Genomic DNA, 26,048 nt, shown 5'->3' with positions numbered 1-26,048 from the left:
GCTAGGACCCCCGGGGCGGCCCGCAGAGGGCGCGACGCGGTGTGATCACCACAGATGTGGATGGCGGTGCAGCTGTGGAGCGATCGGTCAGGCCGGGGTCTCGTACCCCTCGACCGGCTCGAGTTCGGTACTGATCACGACACCCACGGCGCCGCTGCCGACGTGGCTGCTGAGCACCGGACCCATGTCGGAGGTGATGACCGACACTGTGCGCACCCGGTCACTGATCCGGGCCACGATGTCGGCGGCGGCCTCGGGTGCCTCGCAGTGCAGGACGCCGATCGTGGCGGGGCGACGGTGGGTCGCGGCGACGGCGGCGTCGACGAGTTTGGTGACCGCCTTGCTGAGGGTGCGTTGCCGTTCGGCGACCACGAGCGTGCCGTCGACCACCCGCAGCACCGGCTTGATCGACAGCGCTGACCCGAAGAGCTTTGTCGCCGCACCGATCCGACCGCTCGCGCGCAGGTTGTCGAGGTGCGCGACACACAGCAGGGTCTCGCTGGTCGACCCGGCGCGGATGGCTGCCTCGTACACGCGATCGAGGTCGGCACCCGCTGCGGCGGCCTGCGCGGCGGCGATGGCCGCGAACCCGACGGCGAGACCCACCGACCGCGAGTCGACCACACGCACCCGTCCGGGGAACTTCTCCGCGGCGACACGCGCCGAACCCCACGTCCCGCTCAGACGCCGGCTCATCAACACCGCCACGACACCGTCGTCACCGCTGTCGGCCACCGCCTGCTCGAACGCGGCGGCCAGATCGGCGGGTACGGCACCGGAGGTGGTCGTCGTGGGGTCGTTGTAGATCTCGGGACCGATGTCGTCGACGTCCTCGGACAGATTCAGGTCGCCGTTCATCACGTGCAGCGGGACCTGACGGATGTCGTAGTGCTGACGGATCGGCGCGGGTAACCGCGCCGAGGAATCGGTCACCACCACCACGGTCACGCCGCCCAGAGTAGGGGGCGCGCCTCAGCGCGGTGTCGGCGGTGCCGCGACCGTCCGATCGTCACCGGTCGCCGCCCGCACGGCGTCGGTCACCAGGGCACCGATGGCGGTGTGGCACGCGAAGCCCCAGTGGATCCCGTCGGGATTGTGGTCGGCGGCGATCATCGCCGGCGGGCCCGCCTCGCGGTCCTCGGCGGCGAAATGCGCCGCCGTCACCGGATAGAAGTCGACCGTCGGCACCGCGTGGTCGGCGGCCCACCGTCGCATCGCACTGGTGTGGCGGGCGCGGGCGGTGTGCACGAACCCGTAGTACGGACTGCTGTGCGTCGAGGGCAGACACAGGATGACCGGCAGGTCGGGCCGCACCATCGCCAACGCCGCACGGATCTTCTCGAGGTACTCCACGGTCACCGGCGCCGGCAACGCCACCGGCCACCCCACCGGCGACAACAGCGGTTGCAGCCGCCCGTAGGAGGTACGCGCCGCCTGCCGGAGCCACGACGGGCGCAGGTAGCGGATCTGCTCGCGCACCGCGGTCGGCAGCGGCGACGGCAGGGTGTCCATGCCGCCGATCGCGATCACCACCACCCGGGCCGTGGGGATCGCCGCCCAGATCCGCGGATCCTGGGTGATGGCCCACCACACGTCACGGGTCGTCCACCCGATCCGACCGAAGAGCTCCGACCGCATGCCCACACCGTCGGCTGCGATGGACGGCCAGATACGCGGGTCGTCGGCGGGCAACCCGCCCTCGGGCCCGTAGTAGGCGAGCGAATCCGACAACACCAGCACGCTGTCGGGCCGACGGTCCGATGCCGTCACTGAACTGCTGTCGTCCGATGCCGTCACTGCACGGCGGCGTCGGCGATCTCCGCCGAGGCGTTCCACACGTCCAGGCGCCACACCGGGGCGTCGCCGTGCCCGCTGAGCTGCACCCAACTGGTGTTGGCCAGGCCACCGAAGACCGGCCACGACCGCTGCGGGAGGCCCAGAAGTCCCGCGGTCATCGCCGCGATGACGCCACCGTGGGCGACGAGCACCACGGGGTTGTCCGCGTCGGGACCGCTGCCCCAGTCGGGGAGGCTCTCGACGAGTTCGGTGACGACGGGGATCGAGCGTTCGGCGACGTCGACCCGGCTCTCGCCCTGCGGCGGACGCCACGTCGAGTCGTCCCGCCAGTCGCGGCGCGCGCCCGGCATCTGGTCGTCGACCTCGTGATGGGTCAGGCCCTGCCAGTCGCCCAGATGGGTTTCGCGCAGCCGTCGGTCGGTGGTGATCGGTAGACCGACGACGTCGGCGAGGGCCTTCGCGGTGTCGAACGCACGCCGCAGATCCGAGGAGATGATCTGGCGCGGGGACCGTCGGGCGAGCACCCTGGCCGCCGCGCGCGCCTGGGCGACGCCGACCTCGGACAGATCGGTGTCGAGCTGACCCTGCATCCGGCTCGCCGCGTTGTAGTCGGTCTGCCCGTGCCGCAGCAGGATCAACCGACGGACCACCGGGGTCATCCGCTCGACAGAACTGTCCCCGGTGTCGGGTCCACTCACGCGAGGGTCTCGGGGTCGACCACGGGGCAGTCCTTCCACAGGCTGTCGAGGGCGTAGAACTCGCGCTCCTCGCTGTGCTGGATGTGGACGACGATCTCGGAGTAGTCGAGCAGCGTCCATCGGCCCTCGCGGGCGCCCTCGCGGCGCAGCGGCTTGTGCCCCACCTCGCGGAGCTTCTCCTCGACGGCGTCGACGATGGCGCCCACCTGACGTTCGTTGCCCGCAGAGGCGATCACGAACAGGTCGGTGATGACCAACTGCTCGGAGACGTCGATGATCGTGACGTTCTCGGCGAGCTTGTCGGAGGCGGCGTCGGCGGCGACCTTCGCCATCGCGAGCGCCTCGGGGGTGGCTGTCACAGGTGTCCTCTCGAAGACATGGTCTCGGCGTCTGCCGGGGTGGGTGTGGCCGGGGAGGTGTCCCCGGGCCGGGAGGAATCGGTGGCGTCTGCGGTCGCGGGGTGCACCGCGCCGTCGGGGTCGACCGACGGCCCCGACACCCCGCGCGACTCGGGTCGCGGCACACGGTAGAGCCGCCGCTTGGTGATGTACTGCACGACACCGTCGGGCACGAGGTACCAGACGGGTCGTCCCTGACCGGCACGGTCGCGACAGTCGGTCGAGGAGATCGCCAGCGCCGGCACCTCGATGAGGTGCAGCGCGTCGGACGGCAACGTCGCGAGGTGGGTTCCGAGGTGGGCGGCACCGAGTTCGTAACCGGGTCGGCTGACCCCGACGAAACGCGCGAGCGCGAACAGTTCCTCCCAGTCGTGCCAGGTCAGGATCGAGCTGAGCGCGTCGGCGCCGGTGATGAAGTAGAGGTCGGAGTCGGGGTGCATCCGACTCAGGTCGCGCAGCGTGTCGACGGTGTAGGTGTCGCCCTGACGCTCGATGTCGACGCGGCTCACCGAGAACCGCGGGTTCGCCGCGGTCGCGATCACGGTCATCAGGTAACGGTCCTCGGCCGGGCTGACCGCCGGGACCACCGTCGCCTCGCCGCGCGGAGATCCCTGCTCGTCGGACAACTTCTGCCAGGGACGACCGGTGGGCACGAAGATGACCTCGTCGAGATCGAACCGGTCGGCCACCTCGTTCGCGGCGACGAGGTGCCCGTTGTGGATGGGGTCGAAGGTGCCACCCATCACGCCGACCCGTCGGCGTCCGCGCGTGCCGACCGATGCGGTCGACTCGACCGGCGCGGTCGGACGGATCTCGGGCATGTCTGCGGAGTCTACGGGGCCGCCCACCGGGGGAACCGACACGCTCAGACCGGCAGCAGGTCGGCGATGACCTGCGCCAACTGGCGTGCGTTGCGGCATTCGTGCATCTCGATGATCGTCGAGTAGTCCTGCGCGACCGAATCACCGGTGTCCCACAGCGACTCGGATTCGGGGTTCAGCCAGTAGGCGTGGCGGGCACGGTCGACCAGTGCGCGCAGAGCCCCGAACCGGGGGGCGTGATAGTTGTTGCGGCCGTCGCCGAGGACGAGGAGCGCGCCGCGGTGGGTGAGCGACTCGATGTGGTCGTCGACGAAGCCCGCGAGGGCGTGACCGTAGTCGGAGTGACCGTCGCGGGTGATCAGCCGCGCGTTGTGCAGCATCTCGGTGACGGCGGTGGAGATGTCGATGTCGTCGGGACGCCTGCTGAAGTAGTCGGTCACCTCGTCGACGGTGTCGACGAACGCGAACACCCGCACCGCGGAGAAATGCTGTCGCAGCGCGTGGACGAGCTGCAGCGTGAACTGCGAGAACCCCGACACCGAGCCCGACACGTCGCACAGGATGACCAGTTCCGGTCGGCCCGGTCGCGGGCGGCGATAGGTGAGATCGATGGGGACACCGCCGGTCGACATCGAGGCCCGCAGGGTCTTGCGGATGTCGACGACACCCCGTCGGGCCCGTCGGCGCCGCACCTCCAGCTTCGCGGCGAGCAGACGCGCGAGCGGGTCGACGGTACGACGCAGTTCGATCATCTCGGCACGACCGGCCGAGAGGAACGCGATGTTCTCCGGCAGCGTGGGGACGGCGTACTCCCCCACGCGCTCGCGTCCCGACCGTTCGGTCATCCGGCGCCGCGTCTCCTCCGACACCAGGTCGCCGAAACGACTCACCCGGTCGGCGGCCGACCGTCGATAGCGCGGTCCCACACCGCCGTCCGCGTCGTCGTCCGACGCGGCCGCCATGGCCGCGGCGATCCGGGCGATGAGGGTCTGCGGACGGATGGTCGACATCGCCTGATACGTCGAGAATGCGTCGCCGCGGGTCGAGCGGTAGCCGCCGATCTGATCGACGATCAACGAGATCAACTGGGCCAGACGCCCGTCGTTCTCCGCGTCGCCGTCGGCGAGCATCTCGGCGACCATCTCGCGGACCGCGTCGATGTCGACCGCACCGGTGTCGTCGGTGGGCAGTTCGAGTTCGGTCGTGCGGGTACCGGTCCCGAGCGGGAACCACAGGTCGAACACCGCGTCGAACACCGGTCGCTGGGTGTGATCGGTGACGAGCGTGCACGCCAGACCCTCACGGAGCCCGGTGCGGTCGAGCAGATCGAGGACCTCGGTGGCGCAGGCGGCGTCGATCAACGACGCCGGACCCACCACGATCCCGCGGTCGCGCAGGTCGTCGACGAACCCGGTGAGGTGATCGACGAGATGGGCCCCCACATCGCCGCGGCGGGACCCCCGACGCGGGCGACCGACGAGGGGTGACGTCATCGGTCGAGCTTCAACTCCACCGCCGCGGCCTTGAGGTCGGGGCGATGCTTGAGGACGACGCCCAGGGTGCGCGTGAGGATCTCGTCGTCGAGCCGACCACGCGGCTTCTCCCCGATCCCCAACGCGAGCAGGGTGTTGCCCCAGTCGATGGTCTCGGCCACCGACGGCTTCTTGCGCAGATCCAACGACCGCAGCACCCCGATCACCCGGATCATCTCGCGAGCGATCGCGTCCGACAGCGCGGGCACCCGCGAGGCCAGGATCTCACGCTCGCGCGCCGGATCGGGGAAGTCGATGTAGAGGTACAGACACCGGCGCTTGAGCGCCTCGGACAGCTCGCGCGTCGCGTTCGAGGTGAGCAGCACGATCGGACGGCGCACCGCGGCGACGGTTCCCATCTCGGGGATCGTGACGGCGAAATCGCTGAGCACCTCGAGGAGCAGACCCTCGACGTCGACGTCGGCCTTGTCGACCTCGTCGATCAGCAGCACGGTCGGGTCGGTGCGCGAGATGGCCCGCAGCAACGGCCGGGGCAGCAGGAACTCCGCGGAGAAGATGTCGGCCTTCGTCTCGTCCCACCCGCGCTGCCCGGTCGACTGGATGTGCAGGATCTGCTTGGCGTGGTTCCACTCATACAGCGCACGGGCCTCGTCGATGCCCTCGTAACACTGCAGGCGGACGAGCTCGGCCGCCGACGTCTGCGAGATCGCCCGCGCCAGTTCGGTCTTGCCGACACCCGCGGGACCTTCCACGAGCAAGGGCTTACCGAGCCGGTCGGCAAGGAAGACCGCCGTCGCGGTCGCGGTGTCGGCGAGGTAGCCCGTCGCGGCGAGTCGGGTGCGGACGTCGTCGGTGTCGGTGAAGACCGGCGAGACGGCCGGACCGCCGAGCCCGGGCGGGGTCGTGGTGGCTGCGGTGTCGGTCACGGGCGCGTCTGTCCCTGGCCCCACACGATCCACTTGGTGGAGGTGAGTTCGGGCAGACCCATCGGGCCGCGCGCGTGCAGTTTCTGGGTGGAGATGCCGATCTCGGCACCGAATCCGAACTGCTCGCCGTCAGTAAACGCCGTCGACGCGTTGACCATGACCGCCGCGGCGTCGACCCGGTCGGTGAACTCGGTCGCCACCGCGAGATCGGTGGTGACGACGGCCTCGGTGTGGCCCGTGCCGTAACGGTCGATGTGGGCGATCGCCTCGTCGATCCCGGCCACCACCTTCACGGCGATGTCGAGGGAGAGGTACTCGTCGGACCAGTCGGCGTCGCCGGCGGGTTCCATGCCCGGTTCGTCGCCGTGGATCACCACACCGTGTGCCTGCAGCGCCGAGACGAGCCGCGGCAGGGCGACATCGGCGACGGCGGCGTCGATCAGGACGGTCTCGGCGGTGTTGCAGACACTGGGCCTGCGGGTCTTGGAGTTGACGACGATGCTCTCGGCGACATCGAGATCCGCCGACGCCGCGACGTAGACGTGACAGTTGCCGGTGCCGGTCTCGATCGTCGGCACGGTCGCATCGCGGACGACGGCGTCGATGAGACCTGCTCCGCCACGGGGGATCACGACGTCGACGAGCCCGCGCGCCCGGATCAGGGCGGTCACGCTCGCGCGGTCGTCGCTGGGCAGCAGCGACACGATGTCGGCGGGAAGGCCGGCGCGGGTGAGCACCTCGCGCAGGATGGTCACCAGCGCGGCATTGGACCGCGCGGCCGATGACGATCCGCGCAGCACCACCGCGTTCCCCGATTTCAGGGCGATGCCGAAGGCGTCGACGGTCACGTTCGGGCGCGCCTCGTAGACCATGCCGATCACGCCGAGCGGCACCCGGACCTGGCGGAGCATGAGCCCGTTCGGCAGGGTCTTGCCCGTCACGACGTCGCCGACGGGATCGGGCAGTGTCGCGACCTGACGCAGACCGTCGGCGATGGCCTCCACCCGCGCCTCGGTCAATCGGAGCCGGTCGAGCAGGCTGTCGGCGGTCCCGTTCGCACGGGCACGGTCGATGTCGGTGGCGTTCGCGTCGAGGATCTCGGCGGTCCGGGCGAGCAGTTCGTCGGCCGCGGCGAGCAGCACGCCGTTCTTGGTGGTCGTCGTCTGGCGCGCCAGCACTCGTGCGGCGGTCTTCGCGGCGCGGGCCGCGGTGTGGACCGCGTCGGTGATGGAGTCTCCGGCCTCGGCCCGCGACGGTGTTCCCGCGGACGGGCCGGCTGGGCGGGCGACCGCGGCGTCGGCGGTGGGTGCGCTCATCGACCCAGCCTAACGCGGGGGCATCACCGCCGGTCAGCAGCGGTCGAGTGACCGACGCAGCACCGGGACCGACCCCGCGTCGACCGAGAGCCGGTAGGTGACGAGGACGGTCACGAACTGCACCGCGTACTGACAGGCGAACGAGGTCCGTCGCGGCATCCACGCCGACGGCGGTGAGTCGCTCTTGTCCTGGTTCGAGTCCCCGTCGACCGCGACGAGGTTGGCGGGGTCGTTCGCGAAACGCAGGCGGGTGGCGGCCTCCCATCCGGCCGCACCCATGTCCCAGGCGTAGGACAGCGGGACGATGTGGTCGATCTGGACGTCGGCACCGCTGCCACGCCCGCGGCGGAAGTCGATCCACTCGCCGGTGTAGGGACTGCGCAGTTCGCCGCTGCCGACCGCCCGCGGACACGACGCGACCTCGACATAGGTCTTGTCGCGCAGGTCGCGATCGAGGATGTCGTTGCGGGTGTCGCAGCCGTTGCCGGCGTCCTGGGCGTCGGAGCCGTCGGCCCAGGCCGTCCCGAACGCCGCGCGGTCGTAGTGCTCGGGGCGGGCCCGTTGTGCCACGACAGGCACCGCGGACAGCGCGGTGCGCACCGCAGCGACATCGCGGTGCGGCATGTGCGGTTGCGACGGCCACACCGCGACGACGGCGACGGTCACCGTGATCGTGACCCACGCCAGCAACGACAGCCACGCCCGCGGCGACAGCGCCACCCGGCCGGTCATCGCATCACCGCCGACGGACGGGCGGCGGGGCGCCGGGGGGAGCGGTCAGGGTTTGGCGAGGAACGCCGCGCGGGACGGTCCGAGGACCGATTCGACGAGCAATGCCAGGGGACGGTGACGGGCCAGCGTGATGTCACCGGGCACGATCTCCGCGGCCAACACCCGGGCGTCGGCGATGACGTCGACGTCGTCGATGAGCGAGAGGAATCGCAGCGACGACGATTCTCCGGACTGCAGGGCACCGAGGACGTCTCCTTCCCTGCGGGCGATCAGATCGATCCGAGCGAGTTCGAATCCGTCATTGGACGCCTCGACGGCCCGTAACCGTTCCATCGCCGGCGAACCGTCTTTCGTGGCGGTCCGCAGGAAGCACCGACCGGGCAGCCCACCACGGCCCACGCGACCGCGGAGCTGGTGGAGTTGACTCACCCCGAATCGCTCGGCGTCGACGATGACCATGGTGGTCGCGTTCGCGACGTCGACGCCGACCTCGACGACCGTGGTCGAGACCATGATGTCGATCTCGCCGCGGGTGAACGCGTCCATCACCCCGGTCTTCTCCTCGGCCGGGAGTCGACCGTGCAGGAGCTCGACGCGGTGGCGGCCCAGGGGTCCGGAGGTGATCTCGGCGAACATCTCCACCGCCGACCGGGTGGGCAGCCCCTGCCCGCGCTGTTCGCGCTCCTCGGATTTCGCGCCCGCCGCGGTGCCGTCGTCGCCGATGCGCGAGCAGACGACGTAGACCTGTCGGCCCGCGGTGACCTCCTCGTCGACGACCTCCCACAGTCGGTTCTCGTACTTCGGCTTGTACTGGGGCACCACGTTGGTGGTGATGGCACGTCGCCCCGCGGGCAGCTCGCGCAGCGTGGACGTGTCGAGATCGCCGTAGACGGTCATCGCGACCGTGCGTGGGATCGGTGTCGCGGTCATCACGAGCATGTGCGGGACCAGGTCGTCGCGACGACGCGAGCGCAGGGTGTCGCGTTGTTCCACGCCGAAGCGATGCTGTTCGTCGACCACCACGAGTCCGAGGTTGACGAAGTCCACGCGGTCCTCGAGCAGTGCGTGGGTGCCGATGACGATGCCTGCGGTGCCGGTCACGGCCTCGAGCAGCGCCGCCCGCTTGCCCGCGGTCTTCATCGAGCCGGTCAGCAGGGTGACGCGGGTCGCGGGATCCTCGGCGTCGAGCTCGCCGGCGCGCGCGAGCCCCCCGAGCATCGTCGTCAGTGTCCGATGGTGTTGCGCGGCCAGTACTTCGGTCGGTGCCAGCAGCGCGCACTGATAGTCGTTGTCGATCATCCGGAGCATGCACAGCAGGGCGACGAGGGTCTTGCCCGACCCCACCTCGCCCTGCAGCAACCGGCTCATCGGTTCCCCCGACCCGAGCTGGTCGCAGATCTCGCCGATGACGGACTGCTGACCGTCGGTGAGCGTGAACGGCAACCGCGCCCGCAGCGCGTCCTCGAGCCCGCCGTCGACGTGTCCGCAGGTGGGGCCGGTGCGTCCGGAGTCGGCGAATCGCCGGCGCGCCAACGCCACCTGCAGCGCCAGCGCCTCGTCGAAGGTCAGACGCGTTCGCGCGGCGTCGATCTCGTCGGAGGTCTCGGGCAGGTGGATGGCGCGCAACGCCGCATCGGCGGCGATGAGGCCGCGGGCGTCGCGTTCGGCGTCGGAGAGCGGGTCCTCGACGGTCTCGACGGCGTCGAGTGCGGTACGGACCGCGCGCCAGATGTCCCACGTCTGCAGGGCTTTGGTGGCCGGGTAGACCGGTATGAACGGGCGGTCGAACTCGCCGAGATCGGCCGGGTCGGCGGACTCCGACGGCGTCGACCGCGCCGCGTCGCCCGCCATCGACAGCATCATCGCCGACCCCACCGAGTCGACACCGCCGCCCTCGTCGGGCAGCACCATCCAGTTCGGATGGGTGAGCTGCATGGTGTTGTTGAAGTAGCCGACCGTGCCGGCGACCATCATCCGTACCCCGGGGGTCAACGCACGGGCGATCGCGTAGGGGTTGAAGAACGTGACACTGAACGACTGCGATCCGTCGGTGGCCTTGACCACCAACATCTTTCCCTTGCGGGACTTCATCGACCGCATGTCGGCGCGTTCGACACGCGCCACCAACGTCACCCACTCGCCGGCCTCGGGCCGCGACTGCGCGGAGAGTTGGCCCTGTTTGACGTAGCGATGCGGGATGTAGCGGATCAGCTCTCCGACGGTGTGCACGCCGATCTCCTCGGCGAAGGTCGCCGCCGTCGCGTCGCCGAGCAGACCGCCCAGCGGATCGTCGGTGCGCACGCTCATTCGACCCCCACCTGCAGCACCTCACCGGCCTGTCCCGAGGCGTAGGAGACGAACTCGACACCCGGATGCGCCGTGGTGACGTGGCGCTCTAGACCGACGAGCACGTCGGTCCCGATGTCGGCGCCGGCCAACACGGTGACGAGTTCGCCACCCGTACCGAGCATGAGGTCGACCAGCGCGGTCGCCGCCGCGAGCTGATCGGGTCCGATCACCAACACATCGACCCCGATGAGCCCCAACAGATCTCCCGGCTCACACGTCCCCGCCAGCGTCAATGCTGACTCGGTGGCGGTGACCACCGAACCCCGTCGGGTCGAGGCCGCCGCCTCGGCCATCGCGTAGGCGTCGGCGTCGGCGTCGGCCGACAGGTCGTGGACGGCCAGCGCCGAGAGACACTGCACCATCGACAGGGTCGGCAGGAACACCACCGCCCGATGCGCCGACCGCGCATCGGCGGCGACGGTCACGAGGTCCTGGGCCGGGATGGCGCCGTTGGCCATCACCACCACATGCGCGGCGTCGAGGTCGACGATCGCCTGCGCGAGCATCGCCGCGTCGAGACCGTCGTCGGCACGCACCACACGAGCACCGGCGTCGGCGAACAACTCCGCGGCCCCGTCGCCGGTGACCACCGCGACGACGCCGCGATGGCGACTCGGCAGCCGGTCGTCGGGACCGGTGGCCGCGCGGTGGGCGTCGAGCACGAAACAGCTGATCCGGATGTCGGCGACGTCGCCGGCGGCGAGACCGGCCTCGACGGCGCCGCCGGGATCGTCGGTGTGGACGTGCACGGAGAACCGCTCGCCCGTCGACTGCGAGCTGTCCCCGACGATGACGACCGCGTCGCCGAGCGACTCCAGCGTCGACCGGAGTACGGGTATCCGGTCGGTGACGGCGCCGCCGAGGACGTACATGACCTCGTAGTCCATGTCGGATCCGACGGCGTCGCATCCGTCGCCCGACGGGGCGTGGCCGATCGGATCGCCGCCCCCGGCGAGAACGCCCTGGTAGCGCCGACGTTGGGCCGACACCCCGGTCAGCACCTTCACCATCGAGTCGAACAGGACGAGCAGGCCGCGGCCGCCGGCGTCGACGACCCCGGCGCGCGCGAGTTCGGGCAGTTGCTCGGTGGTCCGTTCCAGATCGTCGGCGCAGGTGTCGGCGACGGCGCGCGCGAGGTCGGCGGGGGTCGCGTCGGCCACCGCGACGGCGGCCGCGGCGGCCGTGCGCAGCAGCGTGAGGACCGTGCCCTCGCGGGGTTCGCTCACCGCACGCGTCGCCGCCAACGCGGCGAGCCCGAGCCCCGAGGTCCACAGCCGGTTGAAGGACACGTGACCGTCCACGGCATCGATGCCGGCGGCGTCGGCAAGGCCCAGCAGCACCTGCGACAGGATGATCCCGGAGTTGCCGCGGGCCTGACCGACCGCGCCGTCGGCCGCCCGACGCAGGATCGCGGGTGCGTCGGCGTCGTTCGGGGCGTCCGCGCAGGCCGCCGCGGCCGCGGTCATGGTGTGCAGCATGTTGCTGCCGGTGTCGGAGTCGGGGATCGGGAACACGTTGAGGTCGTTGATCTCGCCGCGGACCGCGGTCAGTCCGCGGACGCATTCGGCGGTCCAGTCGCGCAGCAGCCTGGGGTCCATCGGGGTCGACCGCGCACCCGTCGGCGCCGGACCACGCGATTCGCGCGCCTCGGCGTCATTTGGCCCCATCGGGTTCATGCCGCTATCCTTGCAGGGTTGTCGTGAGGCCGTTTCGACGCATGTCGCCGCGCACCGACACCACGCTTTGTTCCCACACCTGAGGAGTTCGACGATGGCTGCCGTCTGTGACGTCTGCGCCAAGGGCCCCGGCTTCGGCAAGTCGGTCTCCCACTCGCACCGCCGTACCAACCGACGCTGGAATCCCAACATCCAGACCGTCCGCGCACAGGTCGCCCCGGGTAACCGGAAGCGTCTGAACGTGTGCACCTCGTGCCTGAAGGCCGGCAAGGTCGTGCGCGGCTGACCGAGGTCATCGCGATGACCTCCCCGGACACAGACCCCGTCGACCGCGACCTCGTGCGCGTCGTCGACGGGGTTCTGCATGTCCGGATCTCCACCGAACGCGGCGGCAACGCCCTCGATCCCGACGGGCTCGACCAGGGCACCACCGCACTGCGGCAAGTCGCCGCCGGATCCCTCGACGTCGGCGCCGTCCTGCTCTACGGGCCGGGCGCCAACTTCTGCGCAGGCGGTGACGTGCGGTCGTTCGCCGCGGCGCCCGACCGCTCCGCGTTCATCGCGGCGCTCGCCGACCGTTTCCACGGTTTCCTCCTCGCACTCGCCGATGCCGACACCCCGGTGGTCGCCGCCGTCCGCGGCTGGGCGGCCGGTGCGGGTATGAGCATCGTCTGCCACTCCGACATCGCGATCGGCGGTCCGGGGACCTCGCTCCGCGCGGCCTACCCCGGCATCGGCCTCTCGCCCGACGGCGGGATGACGTGGGCCCTGCCGCGCATCGTCGGTGCCGCTCGCGCCCGGCGACTGATTCTCACCGACGCCGTCGTCACCGCACCCGACGCCCTCGAGATGGGCCTGCTGTCGCAGATCGTCGACTCCGACGACAACGTCATGCCGACCGCGGTCGAGGTGGCGACCCGTCTCGCCGCCGGTCCCCGATCGGCGTTGCGTGCAGCGCGTCGACTCCTCGCCGACGGTGCCACCGCGCAGCTCGCCGATCAGCTCGCGGCCGAGGCGACCTCGATCGCCGCCCTCGCCGGCGGCCGCGAGGGAGTCGAAGGCGTCGACGCGTTCGTCGAGAAGCGTCGTCCGGACTTCACCGCTCGCTGACCCGTCGCGGGCGTCGCCTCAGGGCAGTCGCCAGTCCACGGGTTCCGCCCCGAGGTCGGTCAGTGCCGCATTCGCCCGGGAGAACGGTTTCGACCCGAAGAACCCCCGGCTCGCCGACATCGGCGACGGGTGTGCCGAGGTGATCGCGGGCACGCCGGGCATCCACTGTTGCAGCGAGGCCGCGTCCTTGCCCCAGAGGATGGCGACGAGTGGTGCGTCCCGTTCGACCAGCGCACTGATCGCGCGTTCGGTCACCGTCTCCCAGCCCTTCCCCCGGTGCGAGGCCGGAGATCCGGGCGCCACGGTCAGCACGCGGTTGAGAAGCAGCACCCCCGAACGACTCCACGGCGACAGGTCGCCGGACGTGGGTCGTGGCAGACCCAGGTCGTCGCAGTACTCGGTGAAGATGTTGTTCAGCGACCGTGGCACGGGTTTGGTCTCCGGTGACACCGAGAAGCTCAGTCCCACAGCGTGTCCGGGGGTCGGGTAGGGGTCCTGCCCGACGATCAACACCCGGATGTCGTCCATCGGTGCGGTGAAGGCGCGCAACACCTGATCACCGGGCGGCAGGTAACGGCGACCGGCGGCGAGCTCGTCGCGCAGGAACCGACCCATGTCGGTGATGGTGTCGGCCACCGGCGCGAGGGCCTGCGCCCATCCGGGGTCGATGAGCTCGGCCAGCGGCCGACCCGCAGACGATTCCGGCGCCATCAGTCGATCCGCCGCAGGTGCTCGCGGAAGTGCTGTGCGTTGTGGTGGTACATCTCCACGTTGAGGTCGACATGGCCTTCGGCGACCTCGACACCCGCACGGATCCTGGCCGGGACGCCGAGCGCCATCGCCCGCGACGGCACCGCGAAGTCGAACGGCACCACCGCGCCGGCCCCGACGATCGCACCGTCACCGACGGTGGCACCGTTGAGGACGACCGATCCCGAGGCGATCAGGCAGTTGTCGCCGACCGTCGCCCCCTCGACGTGCGCGTTGTGTCCGACGACGCACCGCTCGCCGATCACCGTGGGGTGGATCGGGGTGCAGTGCAGGACACTGCCGTCCTGGATGTTCGTCATCGCGCCGATGGTGATGGTGCCGTAATCGCCGCGCAGGACCGCTCCGGGCCACACCGACACCCCCGGACCGAGAGTCACCGCCCCGATCACGGTCGCGTCGGGATGGACGTAGGCGTCGTCGGCGAGTTCGGGGACACGGTCGTCGAGTGCGTAGATGGCCACCGGGCCAATCTATCCCGCTCGTGGGTGGGCGCGGTCAGAAGCTCCGCCATCCGCGGATGGGCGACGCCGCCCCGTCGACACGAACGCGGGGTCCCTCGCCGGGGGCGACCACCGCACCGATCACCGTCCAGCCGGCCGGGGGTGCACCGTCGAAGGTGGCGAGCAGCTGGTGGTCCTCTCCCCCGCCGAGCTGCCACTGCGCCATGTCGGCACCGATCGCATCGGCGGCGCCCCGCAGTCGCGGATGCGCGGGGATGGCTGCCGTGTCGACCTCGACGGCCACCCCGGACGCGGCCGCCATCGTCTCCAGCTCGTCGATCAGACCATCGGACACGTCGGTCATCGCGCGCGCCCCGGCGTCGGCCGCCACCGGCCCCTGCCGCAGATCGACGACCGGGACACGATGTGCGGCAACCAGTTCGGGGAAATCACCGTTCTCGGCGCCGAGGAGCGCCAACCCGGCCGCCGACGATCCCACGGGGCCGCTCACCGCGACCGTCTGGCCCACCGCGGCACCGGCGAGTCGCACGGGCGGCCGGCCGTCGGTCGTGCCGAAGACGGTGACGGTCACCACCATCTCCCCGGCCGCCACGAGATCACCCCCGACCACCCGTGCGCCGAACTCCGCGGCGGCGTCGTTCATCCCCTGATCGATGCCGAGGACCACCTCGGCAGGCGTCGAGGGCGGGCAGGCGATGGACACGACGATGCCGACGCTCCGCGCCCCCATGGCGGCGATGTCGGCGCAACTCTGGACCGCCGCGCGGGCCCCGATCTGCTCGGGCGTCGACCACTCGAGACGAAAGTGCCTGTCCTGCACCAGACTGTCGGTGCTGACGACCAGCGAGCCCGCGAGATCCAGCACTGCTGCGTCGTCGCCCGGTCCCACGACGATCACGTCGCCGCGACCCGGATCGGTGGGCACGGACCGCTGCGCGACCGCGGTCAACCGGTCGATCAAGGCGCGTTCGCCGACGTCGGCGACGGTCGGCCCGGCACCGCCGCCGGCGCCGTCGACAGCGCGTTGCGCAGCGGTTTCGCCGGATCCCACCACCGTGTGTCCTCCGGTCTGCGATTCGCGCACCGGCCGGGTTGTCGGTGACAATGGGCCAGTCTATTCAGCGCCCGCGAGGGTGGGTTCCCCGCGAGTGCGGTCCGGCCCATCACCCGTGGGGTGGTCGACCGGCCGCCGGGCGGCATCGACACCGACGAAGGGAAGGCCATGGTCGCGGCGTTCATCCTGATCCAGACCGAGGTGGGCCGGGCCGCACAGGCCGCGAAGGCCATCGCCGAGATCGACGGTGTCGCATCCTCGGAGGAGGTCTCCGGACCCTACGACGTGATCGTCCGTGTCGACACCGACGACGCCGCCCACCTCGCCTCCACGGTGGTACCGCAGATCCAGAAGGTCGACGGCATCACCCGCACGCTGACCTGCCCGGTGGTCACCGACGCGCGGCCCTCGTGAGCGACGCCACCGGTCGCCGTAGCCCGGCCCTCATCGCGACCCTCGTCACCATCCCGGTGATGGTGATCGTGCTCTTCATCGCCATCGCGGCGTTCCGCACCGACTCCTCGGGCGATGCGTTGCCGTTGGCGTCGGCCGCCGCGCCGCAGTCCGCCGACGCGAACTGCACGAAACTCCTCGCCGCCCTGCCGGCGGGCTTCGCCGGGTTCGACGATCGCTCCGAGTCCGGCGGACTCGTGCAGTGGCAGCCGACCGGGGACGCCGCCGGTCCCGTGCAGTTGCGGTGCGGGGTCGACCGGCCGTCGGATCTGGCGCCGACCTCGGCCCTGCAGGTCGTCGACCCGGTCCAGTGGTTCGCCACCGGCAGCGGCGACCCCGACGCGACGGGGACGCTGTGGGTGGCCGTCGACCACCGCCCCTATGTGGCGCTGTGGCTTCCCAGCAACTCCGGCAACGGACCGATCGCCGACACCTCGCGCATCCTCGACCGGATCCTGCCCCGCGCATCGATCGACCTCGGGTCCTGACGACCTCGCATCGGCCGGAATCGAGGGCCGCGCGCTATTCGGGTTTGGTCGAGCGGCTGAGCAATGCGACGATCGCGTCGCGCACGCCGAGACCGTCGTGGCACACGCGGTGCACCGCGTCGGTGAGCGGCATCTCGACGTCGTGGGCCGCCGCGAGAGCGCGCACCGACGAGCACGATTTCACGCCCTCGGCGACCTGACCGTTCGTCGCCTCCTGCGCCTCGACGAGGCTGCGTCCCTCGCCCAGTCGAGAACCGAACGACCGGTTGCGCGACAGCGGCGAGGAGCACGTGGCGACGAGATCGCCGACGCCGGCGAGGCCCGCGAAGGTCTCGGCACGCGCGCCGAGTGCCTCGCCGAGCCGGATCGTCTCGGCCAGCCCGCGCGTGATGATCGAGGCCAGGGTGTTCTCACCCAGGCCGGCCCCCGAGGCCATCCCGCACGCGAGGGCGATGACGTTCTTGACCGCACCCCCGATCTCGCAACCGATGACGTCGACGTTGGTGTACGGCCGGAAGTAGGCGGTGCTGCACGCGTCCTGGACCCGTTGGGCGCGTTCCTCGTCGGTGCACGCGATCACCGTCGCGGCGGGTTGACGCTGCGCCACCTCACGCGCCAGATTCGGACCGCTCAACACCGCGACGCGATCCTCGGCGGCGCCGGTCACCTCCGCGATGACCTCGGTCATCCGCTTGAGGGTGTCGCTCTCCACGCCCTTGGCCAGCGACAGCAATGTGGCGTCGGGACCGATCTGGTCGCGCCACCCGGCCAGGTTGGTACGCAACGACTGTGACGGGACAGCGCACACCACCAGGTCGGCGCGGTCGAGCGCCTCGCGCGCCGAGCTGACCGCCGACAGCGATGCGGGCAGCTCGATCCCGGGCAGATAGTCGGGGTTGACGTGGTCGTCGGTGATCGAGGCGGCCAGCTCGGGCCTCCGCGCCCACAGCACGGTCGGCGTGCCCGCGTCGCACAGCACCGCGGCCATCGCGGTGCCCCACGACCCCGAACCCATCACCGCTGCGCGCACAACGCGACCTCCTCATCCGGCGACCCCGCGGCGCGGTCTCGCGCCACTCGCGCACCACCCTAGTGCTCGCCGTGCGCCGTCGACGTCGCATCATGGGCGGATGCAGGATCAGCGGTCGACCACGCGGCCCGACCCGCTCGGCGCGACGGCCGACGCGGGTGGGGACGGTCGTGGGCTCGCCGCGGTGCTGGCGGTGAAGGACCTGACCGATGCGAAGTCGCGCTTGTCGCCGGTGCTGTCGGCGACGGCACGCCGCGATCTCGTCCTCGCGATGCTGGCCGACACCGTGGCCGCGGCGCGTGCCGCCGGCGTGGGCGATGTCGTCGTGGTGACGCCGGATGCGACGGTGGCCGAGGCCGCCACCGCCCTCGGGGCCCGCACCGTCGACGACGGTGTCGGTTCCCCCGCGGCGGACGACGGGGGCCCGTTGAACCGCGCGTTCGCCCGCGGTATCGCCGCCGCATCGGATCGGTCGCCCGGTACGCGGGTCATCGTGTTGCAGGCGGACCTGCCGACGGTGCGCGTCGACCATCTCCGCGAGGCACTGGCGATGTCGGTGCACCACCACCGCTCGTTCGTCCCCGACCGATCGGGCTCGGGTACCGCGATGCTGATCCTGTCCGACACCGCCGATGTGACCACGCGTTTCGGTCTCGACTCCGCGGCCTCCCACCGTGCGGCGGGCGCGGTCGACCTGACCGACGGCGCCCCGGATCGGTGGCCGGACCTCCGCGCCGACGTCGACACCGTCGACGATCTCCACGTGGCGCGCGCCCTGGGCGTCGGCGCGGCCACCGCACGGGTACTCGACGGCGGATCGCTGTCGTCCCTGGGCGCGACACCGACCCCCCATGCGTCATGATGGTCGCGTGAGTTCCCCGGAAAGCATGCACACCGCCAGCACGCACACCGATGGGGCGTCGGACACCGACGTCACGCCTCCGCCCCCCGCACCGATCGATGAGGGCATCGAGGAGTCGATGGAGGCGTCGACACTGCCCGCGGCACCGCCGGCGGCGACGCTGCTGCCCGACGAGGCGGCCGACCTCCCCGACGACCGTTACCTCAACCGCGAACTGAGTTGGCTCGACTTCAACTCCCGTGTCCTGGCCCTGGCCGAGGACACCTCGCTGCCCCTGCTCGACCGGGCGAAGTTCCTCGCGATCTTCGCCTCGAACCTCGACGAGTTCTTCATGGTGCGCGTCGCCGGGCTCAAACGACGCGACGAGACGGGACTGTCGGTCCGGTCGGCCGACGGCCTGTCGCCCCGCGAGCAGCTGTCGAAGATCGCCCGTCGCACCCAGACCATCGCCGAGCGCCACGCGCGGGTGTTCCTCGACTCGGTGCGTCCGGCGTTGGCGGACAACAACATCCATGTGATGTCGTGGGACGAGCTGACCGCCGACGAGCGCGCGCGGATGTCGGAGTACTTCCACGAGGAGGTGTTCCCGGTCCTGACCCCGCTCGCCGTCGACCCCGCACACCCCTTCCCCTACATCAGCGGCCTGAGCCTGAACCTCGCGGTGACGGTCAAAGACGTCACCGAGGGCGGCGAGCACTTCGCCCGTGTGAAGGTGCCCGACAACGTGAGTCGCTTCGTCGAGGTCGGAAAACTGATGCCGCCGCAGGACGACAGCGGGACCCCGCGCACCATCCTGCTGCCGATGGAGACGCTCATCGCGGCGAACCTCGAGCACCTGTTCCCGGGTATGGAGATCGTGGAGCACCACGTCTTCCGCATCACACGCAACGCCGATTTCGAGGTGGAGGAGGACCGCGACGAGGACCTGCTGCAGGCCCTCGAGCGCGAGTTGGCCCGTCGCCGCTTCGGTTCGCCGGTGCGACTCGAGGTCGCCGACGACATGAGCGAGCACATGCTCGACCTGTTGCTGCGCGAACTCGACGTCGACCCCGCCGACGTCATCGAGGTGCCCGGCCTGCTGGATCTGTCGTGCCTGTTCCAGGTGTTCGGCCTCGACCGTCCCGCGCTCAAGGACCGCCCGTTCGTCCCCGCGACGCACCCGGCCTTCGGCGAGCGCGAGACCCCCAAGAGCGTGTTCGCGACACTGCGCGAGGGCGACGTCCTCGTGCACCACCCGTACGACTCGTTCTCGACGAGCGTGCAGAGGTTCATCGAACAGGCGGCATCGGATCCGCAGGTGCTGGCCATCAAACAGACCCTGTACCGCACCTCCGGTGACTCCCCGATCGTCAACGCGCTCATCGACGCCGCCGAGGCCGGCAAACAGGTCGTGGCACTCGTGGAGATCAAGGCGCGCTTCGACGAACAGGCCAACATCAAGTGGGCCCGTCAGCTCGAGCAGGCCGGCGTGCACGTCGTGTACGGACTCGTGGGTCTCAAGACCCACTGCAAGACATGCCTGGTGGTCCGTCGGGAGGGGTCGACGATCCGCCGCTACTGCCACATCGGCACGGGCAACTACAACCCGAAGACCGCGCGACTCTACGAGGACGTGGGCCTGTTCACCGCCGCTCCCGACATCGGTGCCGACCTCACCGATCTGTTCAACACGTTGACCGGCTACTCACGCAAACACGAGTACCGCAACCTGTTGGTGGCGCCGCACGGTGTGCGTCGCGGCATCATCGCGCGCATCAACCTCGAGATCGAGCGTCACCTCGCGGGCGACGACCGGGCGCGGATCCAGTTGAAGGCCAACGCCCTGGTCGACGAACAGGTCATCGACGCGCTCTACCGGGCGTCGCAGGCCGGTGTGCCCGTCGACGTGGTGGTGCGCGGGATCTGTGCCCTGCGACCGGGAATGCCCGGCGTCAGCGAGACGATCACGGTGCGGTCGATCCTCGGCCAGTTCCTCGAGCACTCCCGGATACTGCATTTCGGGGCCCTCGAGGAGTACTGGATCGGCAGCGCGGACATGATGCACCGCAACCTCGACCGTCGCATCGAGGTGATGGCGCAGGTCCGCGATCAGCGCCTGACCCGCGAGCTCGGCGAGATCTTCTCCTCCGCACTGGATCCGACCACCCGCTGCTGGGTGCTCGAGTCCAGCGGACGGTGGACGGCCTCGCCGGCGGCCGGGGAGGACGTCCGCGATCATCAGCAGCAGCTGACGCGTCGTCACCACAACCGGGCCGACACAGCGTCCTGACGCCAGTTCCCACGCGAGCCACGAGCGGACGACTCCAGACGATGACATCGCAGAAGAAATTGGTCTACGCCGCCGGAGGGGTGGTGTGGCGACACACCGGATCCGGACTCGAGGTGGCGATCATCCATCGCCCCCGGTACGACGACTGGACCCTGCCCAAGGGCAAGTTGGAACCGGGCGAGACGTTCGTGGCCGCGGCGGTCCGCGAGATCGCCGAGGAGACCGGGTACACCGTCACCCTCGGGCGGCGGCTCGCCAAGGTCGACTACGACCTCGCGTCGTCCTCGGGACGCAAGCACGTCCACTACTGGTCGGCGAGATGCGTCGCAGGCGAATTCGCCGTCAACGACGAGGTCGACGCCGTCGAGTGGTTGTCGGTGTCCCGCGCACGCGATCGGTGCAGTTTTCGCGCCGACCGAAAGGTGCTGTCGGAGTTCAGCCGTCTGCCCGCGGATCTGCACACCGTGCTCGTGGTGCGCCACGCGAAGGCCGGACGGTCGGCCCGTTACCGGGGCGACGACCGCCTGCGACCGCTCGAGCCCGTGGGGCGGACGCAGGCGCAGCGACTCGTCGACCAGTTCCTCATGTTCGGGGCCGATGACCTCCACGCCGCCGATCGCACCCGGTGCCTGCAGACCGTCGAGCCGTTGGCCCGGCGTCTCGACGCCCCGATACGGATCGAGCCGACCCTGTCGGAGGAGGCCTACCGCGACGACCCCGTCGCCGCGCTGACGCGGCTGCGTGAGATCGCCGCGGACCGTTCGGTCGTACCGGTGATCTGTAGCCAGGGCAAGGTGATTCCCCCGTTGCTCGCGGCGTGGACCGACAGCCACGACGTGTCACTGCCCCGCACCCGCAACCGCAAGGCGAGCATGTGGGCCATCTCGATGTCCGGCGACGCCATCGTCGCGGTCGATCACGTCGACAACCCCCTGCGCTGACCCCCGCGTACTGAACTCCCGGCACCGGCACGACCCCGCAGACGAAACGACCCCCGACGGTGGGAAGTCCGTCGAGGGTCGTGTGCGTCGTGCGGGCGCGCGAGAGAGATCAGCGTGCGCGGGCCTTGCGGGCCGGGGCCTTCTTCGCGGCGGCCTTCTTGACCGGGGCGGTCTTCTTCGCGACTGCCTTCTTCACCGGAGCGGTCTTCTTGGCGACCGTCTTCTTGACCGGAGCGGCCTTCTTGGCCACGGCCTTCTTCACCGGAGCGGTCTTCTTCGCGACGGCCTTCTTCACCGGAGCGGTCTTCTTCGCGACCGTCTTCTTCGCGGGGGCAGCCTTCTTCGCGGGCGTGGCCTTCTTGGCCGGAGCCTTCTTGGCGGCGGTCTTGGTGGCGGTGGTGGTGGTCGCGCCACTGCCGCGCTTCACCGCGGGGCCGGTCGCGCTGAGCTTCTGCTTGCCGGCGACGACGGCCTTGAACTGGGCTCCGGGACGGAACGCCGGCACCGAGGTCGGTCGCACCTTCACGGTCTCACCGGTGCGCGGGTTGCGGGCGACGCGAGCGGCGCGCTTGCGCTTCTCGAAGACACCGAAACCGGTGATCGTCACGCTCTCACCCTTGTTCACCGCGCGAACGATCGTGTCGACCACGTGCTCGACGGCGTCGGTCGCCGTCTTCCGATCGGTGCCCAACTTGTCCGTCAGCACCTCGATGAGTTCTGCCTTGTTCATTGAATCAACCTCCGCAAGCTGGATGGCTCACGTTGAGCCAGCTACAGCACACGGTAAACGTCGAGAACGAAAAGTTCCACGTCCTCGCGACAATGAATTTCGGCGTGGCGAGGCGCAATGTCGTTAGACGACATACGATGCGCGCTCCGGCGGCCCCTCTAGAGCGTCACCGGTTTCCAATGGGGCCTTACCTTTTCGTACTCAGAAATGGCCTCTACCTGGCGTAATGTCAATCCGATGTCGTCGAGACCCTCCATCAGACGCCACCGCGTGTAGTCGTCAATCCCGAAGCGCACCACCAAGTCACCAACGGCCACAGTTCGATCCTCAAGGCTGACCGTGATTTCCGTCCCGGGCGTTTCCTCGAGCCTTTTCCAGATCAATTCGACATCGGATTGCTCCACCTGGGCGGCGAGAAGACCCGCTTTTCCGGCGTTCCCCCGGAAGATGTCGGCGAACCGGGACGAGATGACGACACGGAATCCGAAGTCCGAGAGCGCCCACACCGCGTGCTCACGCGACGAGCCGGTACCGAAATCCGGACCCGCCACGAGGACCGAGCCACGCGACCAGGGCTCGTTGTTCAGGATGAAGTCGGGGTCGTTGCGCCAGGCGGCGAACAGACCGTCCTCGAAACCCGTTCGGGTGACGCGCTTGAGGTAGACCGCCGGGATGATCTGGTCGGTGTCGACATTGCTGCGTCGCAGCGGCACACCGATCCCGGTGTGGGTGGTGAAGGCTTCCATCGTTTCCTCTGTTCCGTGGCGGGGGTGAGGGGCGGGGGGTGAGGGGCGGGCGCGGGGACCGCGCGGGTCCGAGTTGGTCAGGCGTTCAGATCGGCAGGGGCCGAGAGGCGTCCGCGGATCGCGGTCGCGGCGGCGACGGCCGGCGACACCAGATGGGTGCGGCCCCCCTTGCCCTGCCTGCCCTCGAAGTTGCGGTTGGAGGTCGAGGCGCACCGCTCGCCGGGGGCCAGCTGATCGGGATTCATGCCCAGGCACATCGAGCACCCGGCCTGCCGCCACTCGGCACCGGCCGCGGTGAAGATGTCACCGAGGCCCTCGGATTCGGCCTGTGCGCGGACCTGCATCGAGCCCGGCACCACCAGCATCCGCATACCCTCGGCGATGGTGTGGCCCTCTAGGATCCCGGCGACCTCGCGGAGGTCCTCGATGCGGCCGTTCGTGCACGACCCCACGAAGACGGTGTCGATGGCGATGTCGCGCAACGGCGTCCCCGGCGTCAGATCCATGTAGGCCAACGCCTTCTCCGCGGACGACGCGGCGGACTCGTCGGCGATCTCGGCCGGGTCGGGCACCGAGGCGCCCAGGGGCAGACCCTGGCCGGGGTTGGTCCCCCAGGTGACGAAGGGGGTCAGGGTGGAGGCGTCGATGTGGACCTCGGTGTCGAACGTCGCCTCGGGATCGGTCCGCAGCGAATCCCAGTGCGCGACTGCGGCGTCCCAGTCGTCGCCCTGCGGGGCGTGCGGACGGCCCTTCAGGTACTCGTAGGTGGTCTGGTCGGGCGCGATCATGCCCGCGCGCGCACCGGCCTCGATCGACATGTTGCAGATGGTCATCCGCGCCTCCATCGACAGCTTCTCGATGGCGGGGCCGCGGTACTCCAGGACGTGGCCCTGGCCTCCGCCGGTGCCGATGGTCGCGATGATGGCGAGGATGAGGTCCTTGCTCGTCACGCCCACCGGGAGCTCGCCGTCGACGGTGATGGCCATCGTCTTGAAGGGCCGCAACGACAACGTCTGCGTGGCGAGCACGTGCTCGACCTCGGAGGTGCCGATGCCCATGGCCAGTGCGCCGAACGCACCGTGGGTGGAGGTGTGGCTGTCGCCGCACACCACGGTCATGCCCGGCTGGGTCAACCCGAGCTGCGGACCGATGATGTGCACGATCCCCTGGGAGGCATCACCCATGGGGTGCAGCCGGATACCGAACTCGGCGCAGTTGCTGCGCAGCGTGTCGACCTGCGTGCGCGAGACGAGATCGGCGATGGGCTTGTCGATGTCGAGGGTCGGGACGTTGTGGTCCTCGGTGGCGATGGTGAGGTCGGGACGCCGCACCGGCCGACCAGCGAGACGCAGCCCCTCGAACGCCTGGGGGCTGGTGACCTCGTGGACGAGATGGAGGTCGATGTAGATGAGGTCGGGGTCGCGCTGGCCGCTCTGGTCGGCCTCGCCGGCCCGCACGACGTGTTCGGCCCATACCTTCTCGGCCAGGGTGCGGGGTCGGTTCGTCTGCGTCTGGGTGCTCATCAGGTGATCTCCACGTTCTGCGTGCGTACCAATATTCGGGAGTCTAGTATCGACCTGTGAGACATCCTAGCCCATCCGACGAGACCGTAGAAGCGGGTCCCGCCATGGTCGTCAGCGGGGTCGGCGTCCTCGACAAATCCGTCGCCGTGCTGCGCACCTGCGCCGAGAGTCCCTGCAACCTCAACGAGCTCTGTGCGCGCACCGCCCTCCCCCGCGCCACCGCGCACCGGTTGGCGATGGGCCTCGAGACCCATCGACTCCTGGTCCGCGATCCCTCCGGTCGGTGGTGTCCGGGACCGGCACTCGCCGAACTCGCCGCCGACGCCGGCGACACGGTGCGGGAGGCCGCACTGATGGTGCTGCCGCGACTGCGCGAGATCACCGGCGAATCGGTACAGCTCTACCGCCGCGAGGGCACGCAGCGGGTGTGCGTCGCCGCGATGGAGCCGCCCACCGGACTGCGCGACACGGTCCCGGTCGGCGCGCACCTGCCCATGAACGCGGGCTCGGGGGCGAAGGTGTTGCTCGCATGGGCAGATCCCGCGACCCAGCGCGCGCTCGTGCCCGACAGCGCCTTCAGCGAGCGTGGCCTGCTCGAGATCCGCCGACGCGGGTGGGCGCAGAGCGCCGGGGAACGCGAGGCCGGTGTGGCCAGCGTCTCCGCGCCGGTACGCGACGCGAGCGGCGAGGTGGTCGCGGCGATCTCGGTGTCGGGCCCGATCGACCGGATGGGACGCCGACCGGGATCGCGCTGGGCCGCCGATCTGCTCGCCGCCGCCGAGGCCATCCACAAGCGCCTCACCCACGCCTGACCGAACGGTCGCTCGGCTCGCCGTTTATGGTCGATGTGCACCGCGACGGGCCACCGGGCGCGCCGACCGACGAGCAGGAGTGTCTTCACAGTGGGAAGCAATCAGCGCGGACAGATCGTGATGGGCGACGACGAGATCGCCGACTTCCTGACCCGCAGTCGTACCGCCACACTGGCGACCCGCTCGGCGTCGGGATCGATCCACCTCGTCGCCATGTGGTACGCGCTGCTCGACGGCGAGATCTGGTTCGAGACCAAGGCGAAGTCACAGAAGGCGGTCAACATCCGCCGCGACCCCACCGTCTCGGTGATGGTCGAGGCCGGCGACACCTACGACACCCTGCGGGGCGTGGCCGTCGAGGGTCACGCCGAGATCGTCGACGACCCCGACACCCTGCTGCGCGTCGGGATCAGCGTGTGGGAGCGCTACACCGGTGAGTACACCGACGAGATGCGGCCGTTCGTCGATCAGATGATGAACAAGCGTGTCGCGGTGCGCGTCGTCGGGAACCGCACCCGCAGCTGGGATCACCGCAAGCTGGGCATCCCCGAGATGCCGGTCGGCGGCAGCACCGCCCCGTTCCTCTGAGCGC

At 70.1% G+C, this 26,048-nt stretch carries 27 protein-coding genes; 9 read left to right on the top strand and 18 right to left on the bottom strand.

Going from position 1 to position 26,048, the window contains the following annotated elements; translation table 11 throughout:
* Positions 1-87: 87 nt before the first annotated feature.
* From ACQ7HM_RS15795 to ACQ7HM_RS15745, 11 genes are read right to left on the bottom strand one after another with little or no spacing between them, the layout of a single operon-like run.
* Complete coding sequence (locus ACQ7HM_RS15795) at positions 88-948, bottom strand: DegV family protein (RefSeq protein WP_434217191.1); 861 nt, start codon at positions 946-948, stop codon at positions 88-90.
* Positions 949-972: 24 nt separating this feature from the next.
* The gene (gene octT / locus ACQ7HM_RS15790) at positions 973-1,770 is read right to left on the bottom strand and encodes a diglucosylglycerate octanoyltransferase (RefSeq protein ID WP_434217190.1); all 798 of its coding nucleotides are present in this window, start codon (positions 1,768-1,770) and stop codon (positions 973-975) included.
* 23 nt (positions 1,771-1,793) lie between these two features.
* Positions 1,794-2,456 carry a histidine phosphatase family protein gene (locus ACQ7HM_RS15785; protein ID WP_434217189.1) on the bottom strand — a complete coding sequence of 221 codons (663 nt, stop codon included), beginning with the start codon at positions 2,454-2,456 and terminating at the stop codon, positions 1,794-1,796.
* A 35-nt stretch (positions 2,457-2,491) separates the two neighbouring features.
* Positions 2,492-2,854 carry a ribosome silencing factor gene (gene rsfS / locus ACQ7HM_RS15780; protein ID WP_045823206.1) on the bottom strand — a complete coding sequence of 121 codons (363 nt, stop codon included), beginning with the start codon at positions 2,852-2,854 and terminating at the stop codon, positions 2,492-2,494.
* Complete coding sequence (gene nadD / locus ACQ7HM_RS15775) at positions 2,851-3,714, bottom strand: nicotinate-nucleotide adenylyltransferase (RefSeq protein ID WP_434217188.1); 864 nt, start codon at positions 3,712-3,714, stop codon at positions 2,851-2,853. Before nadD ends, rsfS begins: the two co-directional genes overlap by 4 nt.
* A gap of 44 nt (positions 3,715-3,758) precedes the next feature.
* Entirely contained in the window at positions 3,759-5,156 is a 1,398-nt protein-coding gene (locus tag ACQ7HM_RS15770) for a vWA domain-containing protein (protein ID WP_434217492.1), read from the bottom strand.
* A gap of 47 nt (positions 5,157-5,203) precedes the next feature.
* The gene (locus tag ACQ7HM_RS15765; protein ID WP_434217187.1) at positions 5,204-6,133 is read right to left on the bottom strand and encodes an AAA family ATPase; all 930 of its coding nucleotides are present in this window, start codon (positions 6,131-6,133) and stop codon (positions 5,204-5,206) included.
* Positions 6,130-7,449: a glutamate-5-semialdehyde dehydrogenase gene (locus tag ACQ7HM_RS15760; RefSeq protein WP_434217186.1), complete on the bottom strand. Its 1,320-nt coding sequence runs from the start codon at positions 7,447-7,449 to the stop codon at positions 6,130-6,132. The genes ACQ7HM_RS15765 and ACQ7HM_RS15760 overlap by 4 nt, the downstream gene beginning before the upstream one ends.
* 33 nt (positions 7,450-7,482) lie before the next feature.
* A complete protein-coding gene (locus ACQ7HM_RS15755; protein WP_434217185.1) occupies positions 7,483-8,181 on the bottom strand; it encodes an HNH endonuclease family protein in 699 nt (232 codons plus the stop codon).
* A 45-nt stretch (positions 8,182-8,226) separates the two neighbouring features.
* On the bottom strand, positions 8,227-10,488 hold the full coding sequence (gene recG, locus ACQ7HM_RS15750) for an ATP-dependent DNA helicase RecG (protein ID WP_434217184.1): 2,262 nt from the start codon (positions 10,486-10,488) through the stop codon (positions 8,227-8,229).
* Positions 10,485-12,128: a DAK2 domain-containing protein gene (locus tag ACQ7HM_RS15745; protein WP_434217491.1), complete on the bottom strand. Its 1,644-nt coding sequence runs from the start codon at positions 12,126-12,128 to the stop codon at positions 10,485-10,487. The genes recG and ACQ7HM_RS15745 overlap by 4 nt, the downstream gene beginning before the upstream one ends.
* Before the next feature lie 172 nt (positions 12,129-12,300).
* On the opposite strand from ACQ7HM_RS15745, the gene rpmB reads away from it, so the two are divergent.
* Together rpmB and ACQ7HM_RS15735 are read left to right on the top strand one after the other, a co-directional pair.
* Positions 12,301-12,492: a 50S ribosomal protein L28 gene (gene rpmB / locus ACQ7HM_RS15740; protein WP_045823212.1), complete on the top strand. Its 192-nt coding sequence runs from the start codon at positions 12,301-12,303 to the stop codon at positions 12,490-12,492.
* Between the two features lie 14 nt (positions 12,493-12,506).
* Entirely contained in the window at positions 12,507-13,316 is an 810-nt protein-coding gene (locus tag ACQ7HM_RS15735) for an enoyl-CoA hydratase/isomerase family protein (protein ID WP_434217183.1), read from the top strand.
* 18 nt (positions 13,317-13,334) lie between these two features.
* Here ACQ7HM_RS15735 and ACQ7HM_RS15730 read toward each other — a convergent pair whose 3' ends face one another.
* The 3 genes from ACQ7HM_RS15730 to ACQ7HM_RS15720 are packed head-to-tail and all read right to left on the bottom strand — an operon-like array spanning position 13,335 to position 15,599.
* Positions 13,335-14,027, bottom strand: coding sequence for a uracil-DNA glycosylase (locus ACQ7HM_RS15730; RefSeq protein WP_434217182.1), 693 nt, complete (start codon positions 14,025-14,027; stop codon positions 13,335-13,337).
* Entirely contained in the window at positions 14,027-14,548 is a 522-nt protein-coding gene (locus tag ACQ7HM_RS15725; protein WP_434217181.1) for a gamma carbonic anhydrase family protein, read from the bottom strand. The genes ACQ7HM_RS15730 and ACQ7HM_RS15725 overlap by 1 nt, the downstream gene beginning before the upstream one ends.
* Positions 14,549-14,582: 34 nt before the next feature.
* Entirely contained in the window at positions 14,583-15,599 is a 1,017-nt protein-coding gene (locus ACQ7HM_RS15720; RefSeq protein ID WP_434217180.1) for a thiamine-phosphate kinase, read from the bottom strand.
* A 171-nt stretch (positions 15,600-15,770) separates the two neighbouring features.
* On the opposite strand from ACQ7HM_RS15720, the gene ACQ7HM_RS15715 reads away from it, so the two are divergent.
* Both ACQ7HM_RS15715 and ACQ7HM_RS15710 read left to right on the top strand, forming a co-directional pair.
* Complete coding sequence (locus ACQ7HM_RS15715) at positions 15,771-16,016, top strand: Lrp/AsnC ligand binding domain-containing protein (protein ID WP_434217490.1); 246 nt, start codon at positions 15,771-15,773, stop codon at positions 16,014-16,016.
* Entirely contained in the window at positions 16,013-16,543 is a 531-nt protein-coding gene (locus ACQ7HM_RS15710) for a DUF3515 domain-containing protein (RefSeq protein WP_434217179.1), read from the top strand. Before ACQ7HM_RS15715 ends, ACQ7HM_RS15710 begins: the two co-directional genes overlap by 4 nt.
* 34 nt (positions 16,544-16,577) lie before the next feature.
* Here ACQ7HM_RS15710 and ACQ7HM_RS15705 read toward each other — a convergent pair whose 3' ends face one another.
* Positions 16,578-17,573, bottom strand: a complete 996-nt coding sequence (locus ACQ7HM_RS15705) for an NAD(P)H-dependent glycerol-3-phosphate dehydrogenase (RefSeq protein ID WP_434217178.1) — start codon at positions 17,571-17,573, stop codon at positions 16,578-16,580.
* Between the two features lie 100 nt (positions 17,574-17,673).
* Between ACQ7HM_RS15705 and cofC the strand changes: the two genes are divergently transcribed.
* The 3 genes from cofC to ACQ7HM_RS15690 all read left to right on the top strand — a co-directional run bounded on the left by cofC (position 17,674) and on the right by ACQ7HM_RS15690 (position 21,645).
* Positions 17,674-18,435, top strand: a complete 762-nt coding sequence (cofC, locus tag ACQ7HM_RS15700; RefSeq protein ID WP_434217177.1) for a 2-phospho-L-lactate guanylyltransferase — start codon at positions 17,674-17,676, stop codon at positions 18,433-18,435.
* Between the two features lie 118 nt (positions 18,436-18,553).
* Positions 18,554-20,704 carry an RNA degradosome polyphosphate kinase gene (locus ACQ7HM_RS15695; protein ID WP_434217489.1) on the top strand — a complete coding sequence of 717 codons (2,151 nt, stop codon included), beginning with the start codon at positions 18,554-18,556 and terminating at the stop codon, positions 20,702-20,704.
* Positions 20,705-20,745: 41 nt separating this feature from the next.
* Positions 20,746-21,645: an NUDIX hydrolase gene (locus tag ACQ7HM_RS15690; protein WP_434217176.1), complete on the top strand. Its 900-nt coding sequence runs from the start codon at positions 20,746-20,748 to the stop codon at positions 21,643-21,645.
* 109 nt (positions 21,646-21,754) lie between these two features.
* Here the strand turns inward: ACQ7HM_RS15690 and ACQ7HM_RS15685 are convergent, their stop codons facing one another.
* The 3 genes from ACQ7HM_RS15685 to leuC all read right to left on the bottom strand — a co-directional run bounded on the left by ACQ7HM_RS15685 (position 21,755) and on the right by leuC (position 24,644).
* Positions 21,755-22,375: an HU family DNA-binding protein gene (locus ACQ7HM_RS15685; protein WP_434217175.1), complete on the bottom strand. Its 621-nt coding sequence runs from the start codon at positions 22,373-22,375 to the stop codon at positions 21,755-21,757.
* A 158-nt stretch (positions 22,376-22,533) separates the two neighbouring features.
* Positions 22,534-23,121, bottom strand: coding sequence for a 3-isopropylmalate dehydratase small subunit (leuD, locus tag ACQ7HM_RS15680; protein WP_434217174.1), 588 nt, complete (start codon positions 23,119-23,121; stop codon positions 22,534-22,536).
* Between the two features lie 77 nt (positions 23,122-23,198).
* Positions 23,199-24,644, bottom strand: coding sequence for a 3-isopropylmalate dehydratase large subunit (gene leuC / locus ACQ7HM_RS15675; RefSeq protein ID WP_434217173.1), 1,446 nt, complete (start codon positions 24,642-24,644; stop codon positions 23,199-23,201).
* Between the two features lie 104 nt (positions 24,645-24,748).
* Here leuC and ACQ7HM_RS15670 point away from each other — a divergent pair, with 104 nt between their 5' ends.
* Together ACQ7HM_RS15670 and ACQ7HM_RS15665 are read left to right on the top strand one after the other, a co-directional pair.
* Positions 24,749-25,456 (top strand): IclR family transcriptional regulator, encoded by a 708-nt coding sequence (locus tag ACQ7HM_RS15670; RefSeq protein WP_434217172.1) that lies wholly within the window; start codon positions 24,749-24,751, stop codon positions 25,454-25,456.
* 90 nt (positions 25,457-25,546) lie between these two features.
* Positions 25,547-26,044 carry a pyridoxamine 5'-phosphate oxidase family protein gene (locus tag ACQ7HM_RS15665; RefSeq protein ID WP_434217171.1) on the top strand — a complete coding sequence of 166 codons (498 nt, stop codon included), beginning with the start codon at positions 25,547-25,549 and terminating at the stop codon, positions 26,042-26,044.
* The last annotated feature ends 4 nt before the right edge of the window (positions 26,045-26,048 follow it).

The sequence above is a fragment of the Williamsia sp. MIQD14 genome (genome assembly GCF_051025635.1).
GTDB lineage: Bacteria > Actinomycetota > Actinomycetes > Mycobacteriales > Mycobacteriaceae > Williamsia_A.
This window is presented reverse-complemented; position numbering and strand designations above follow the sequence as displayed.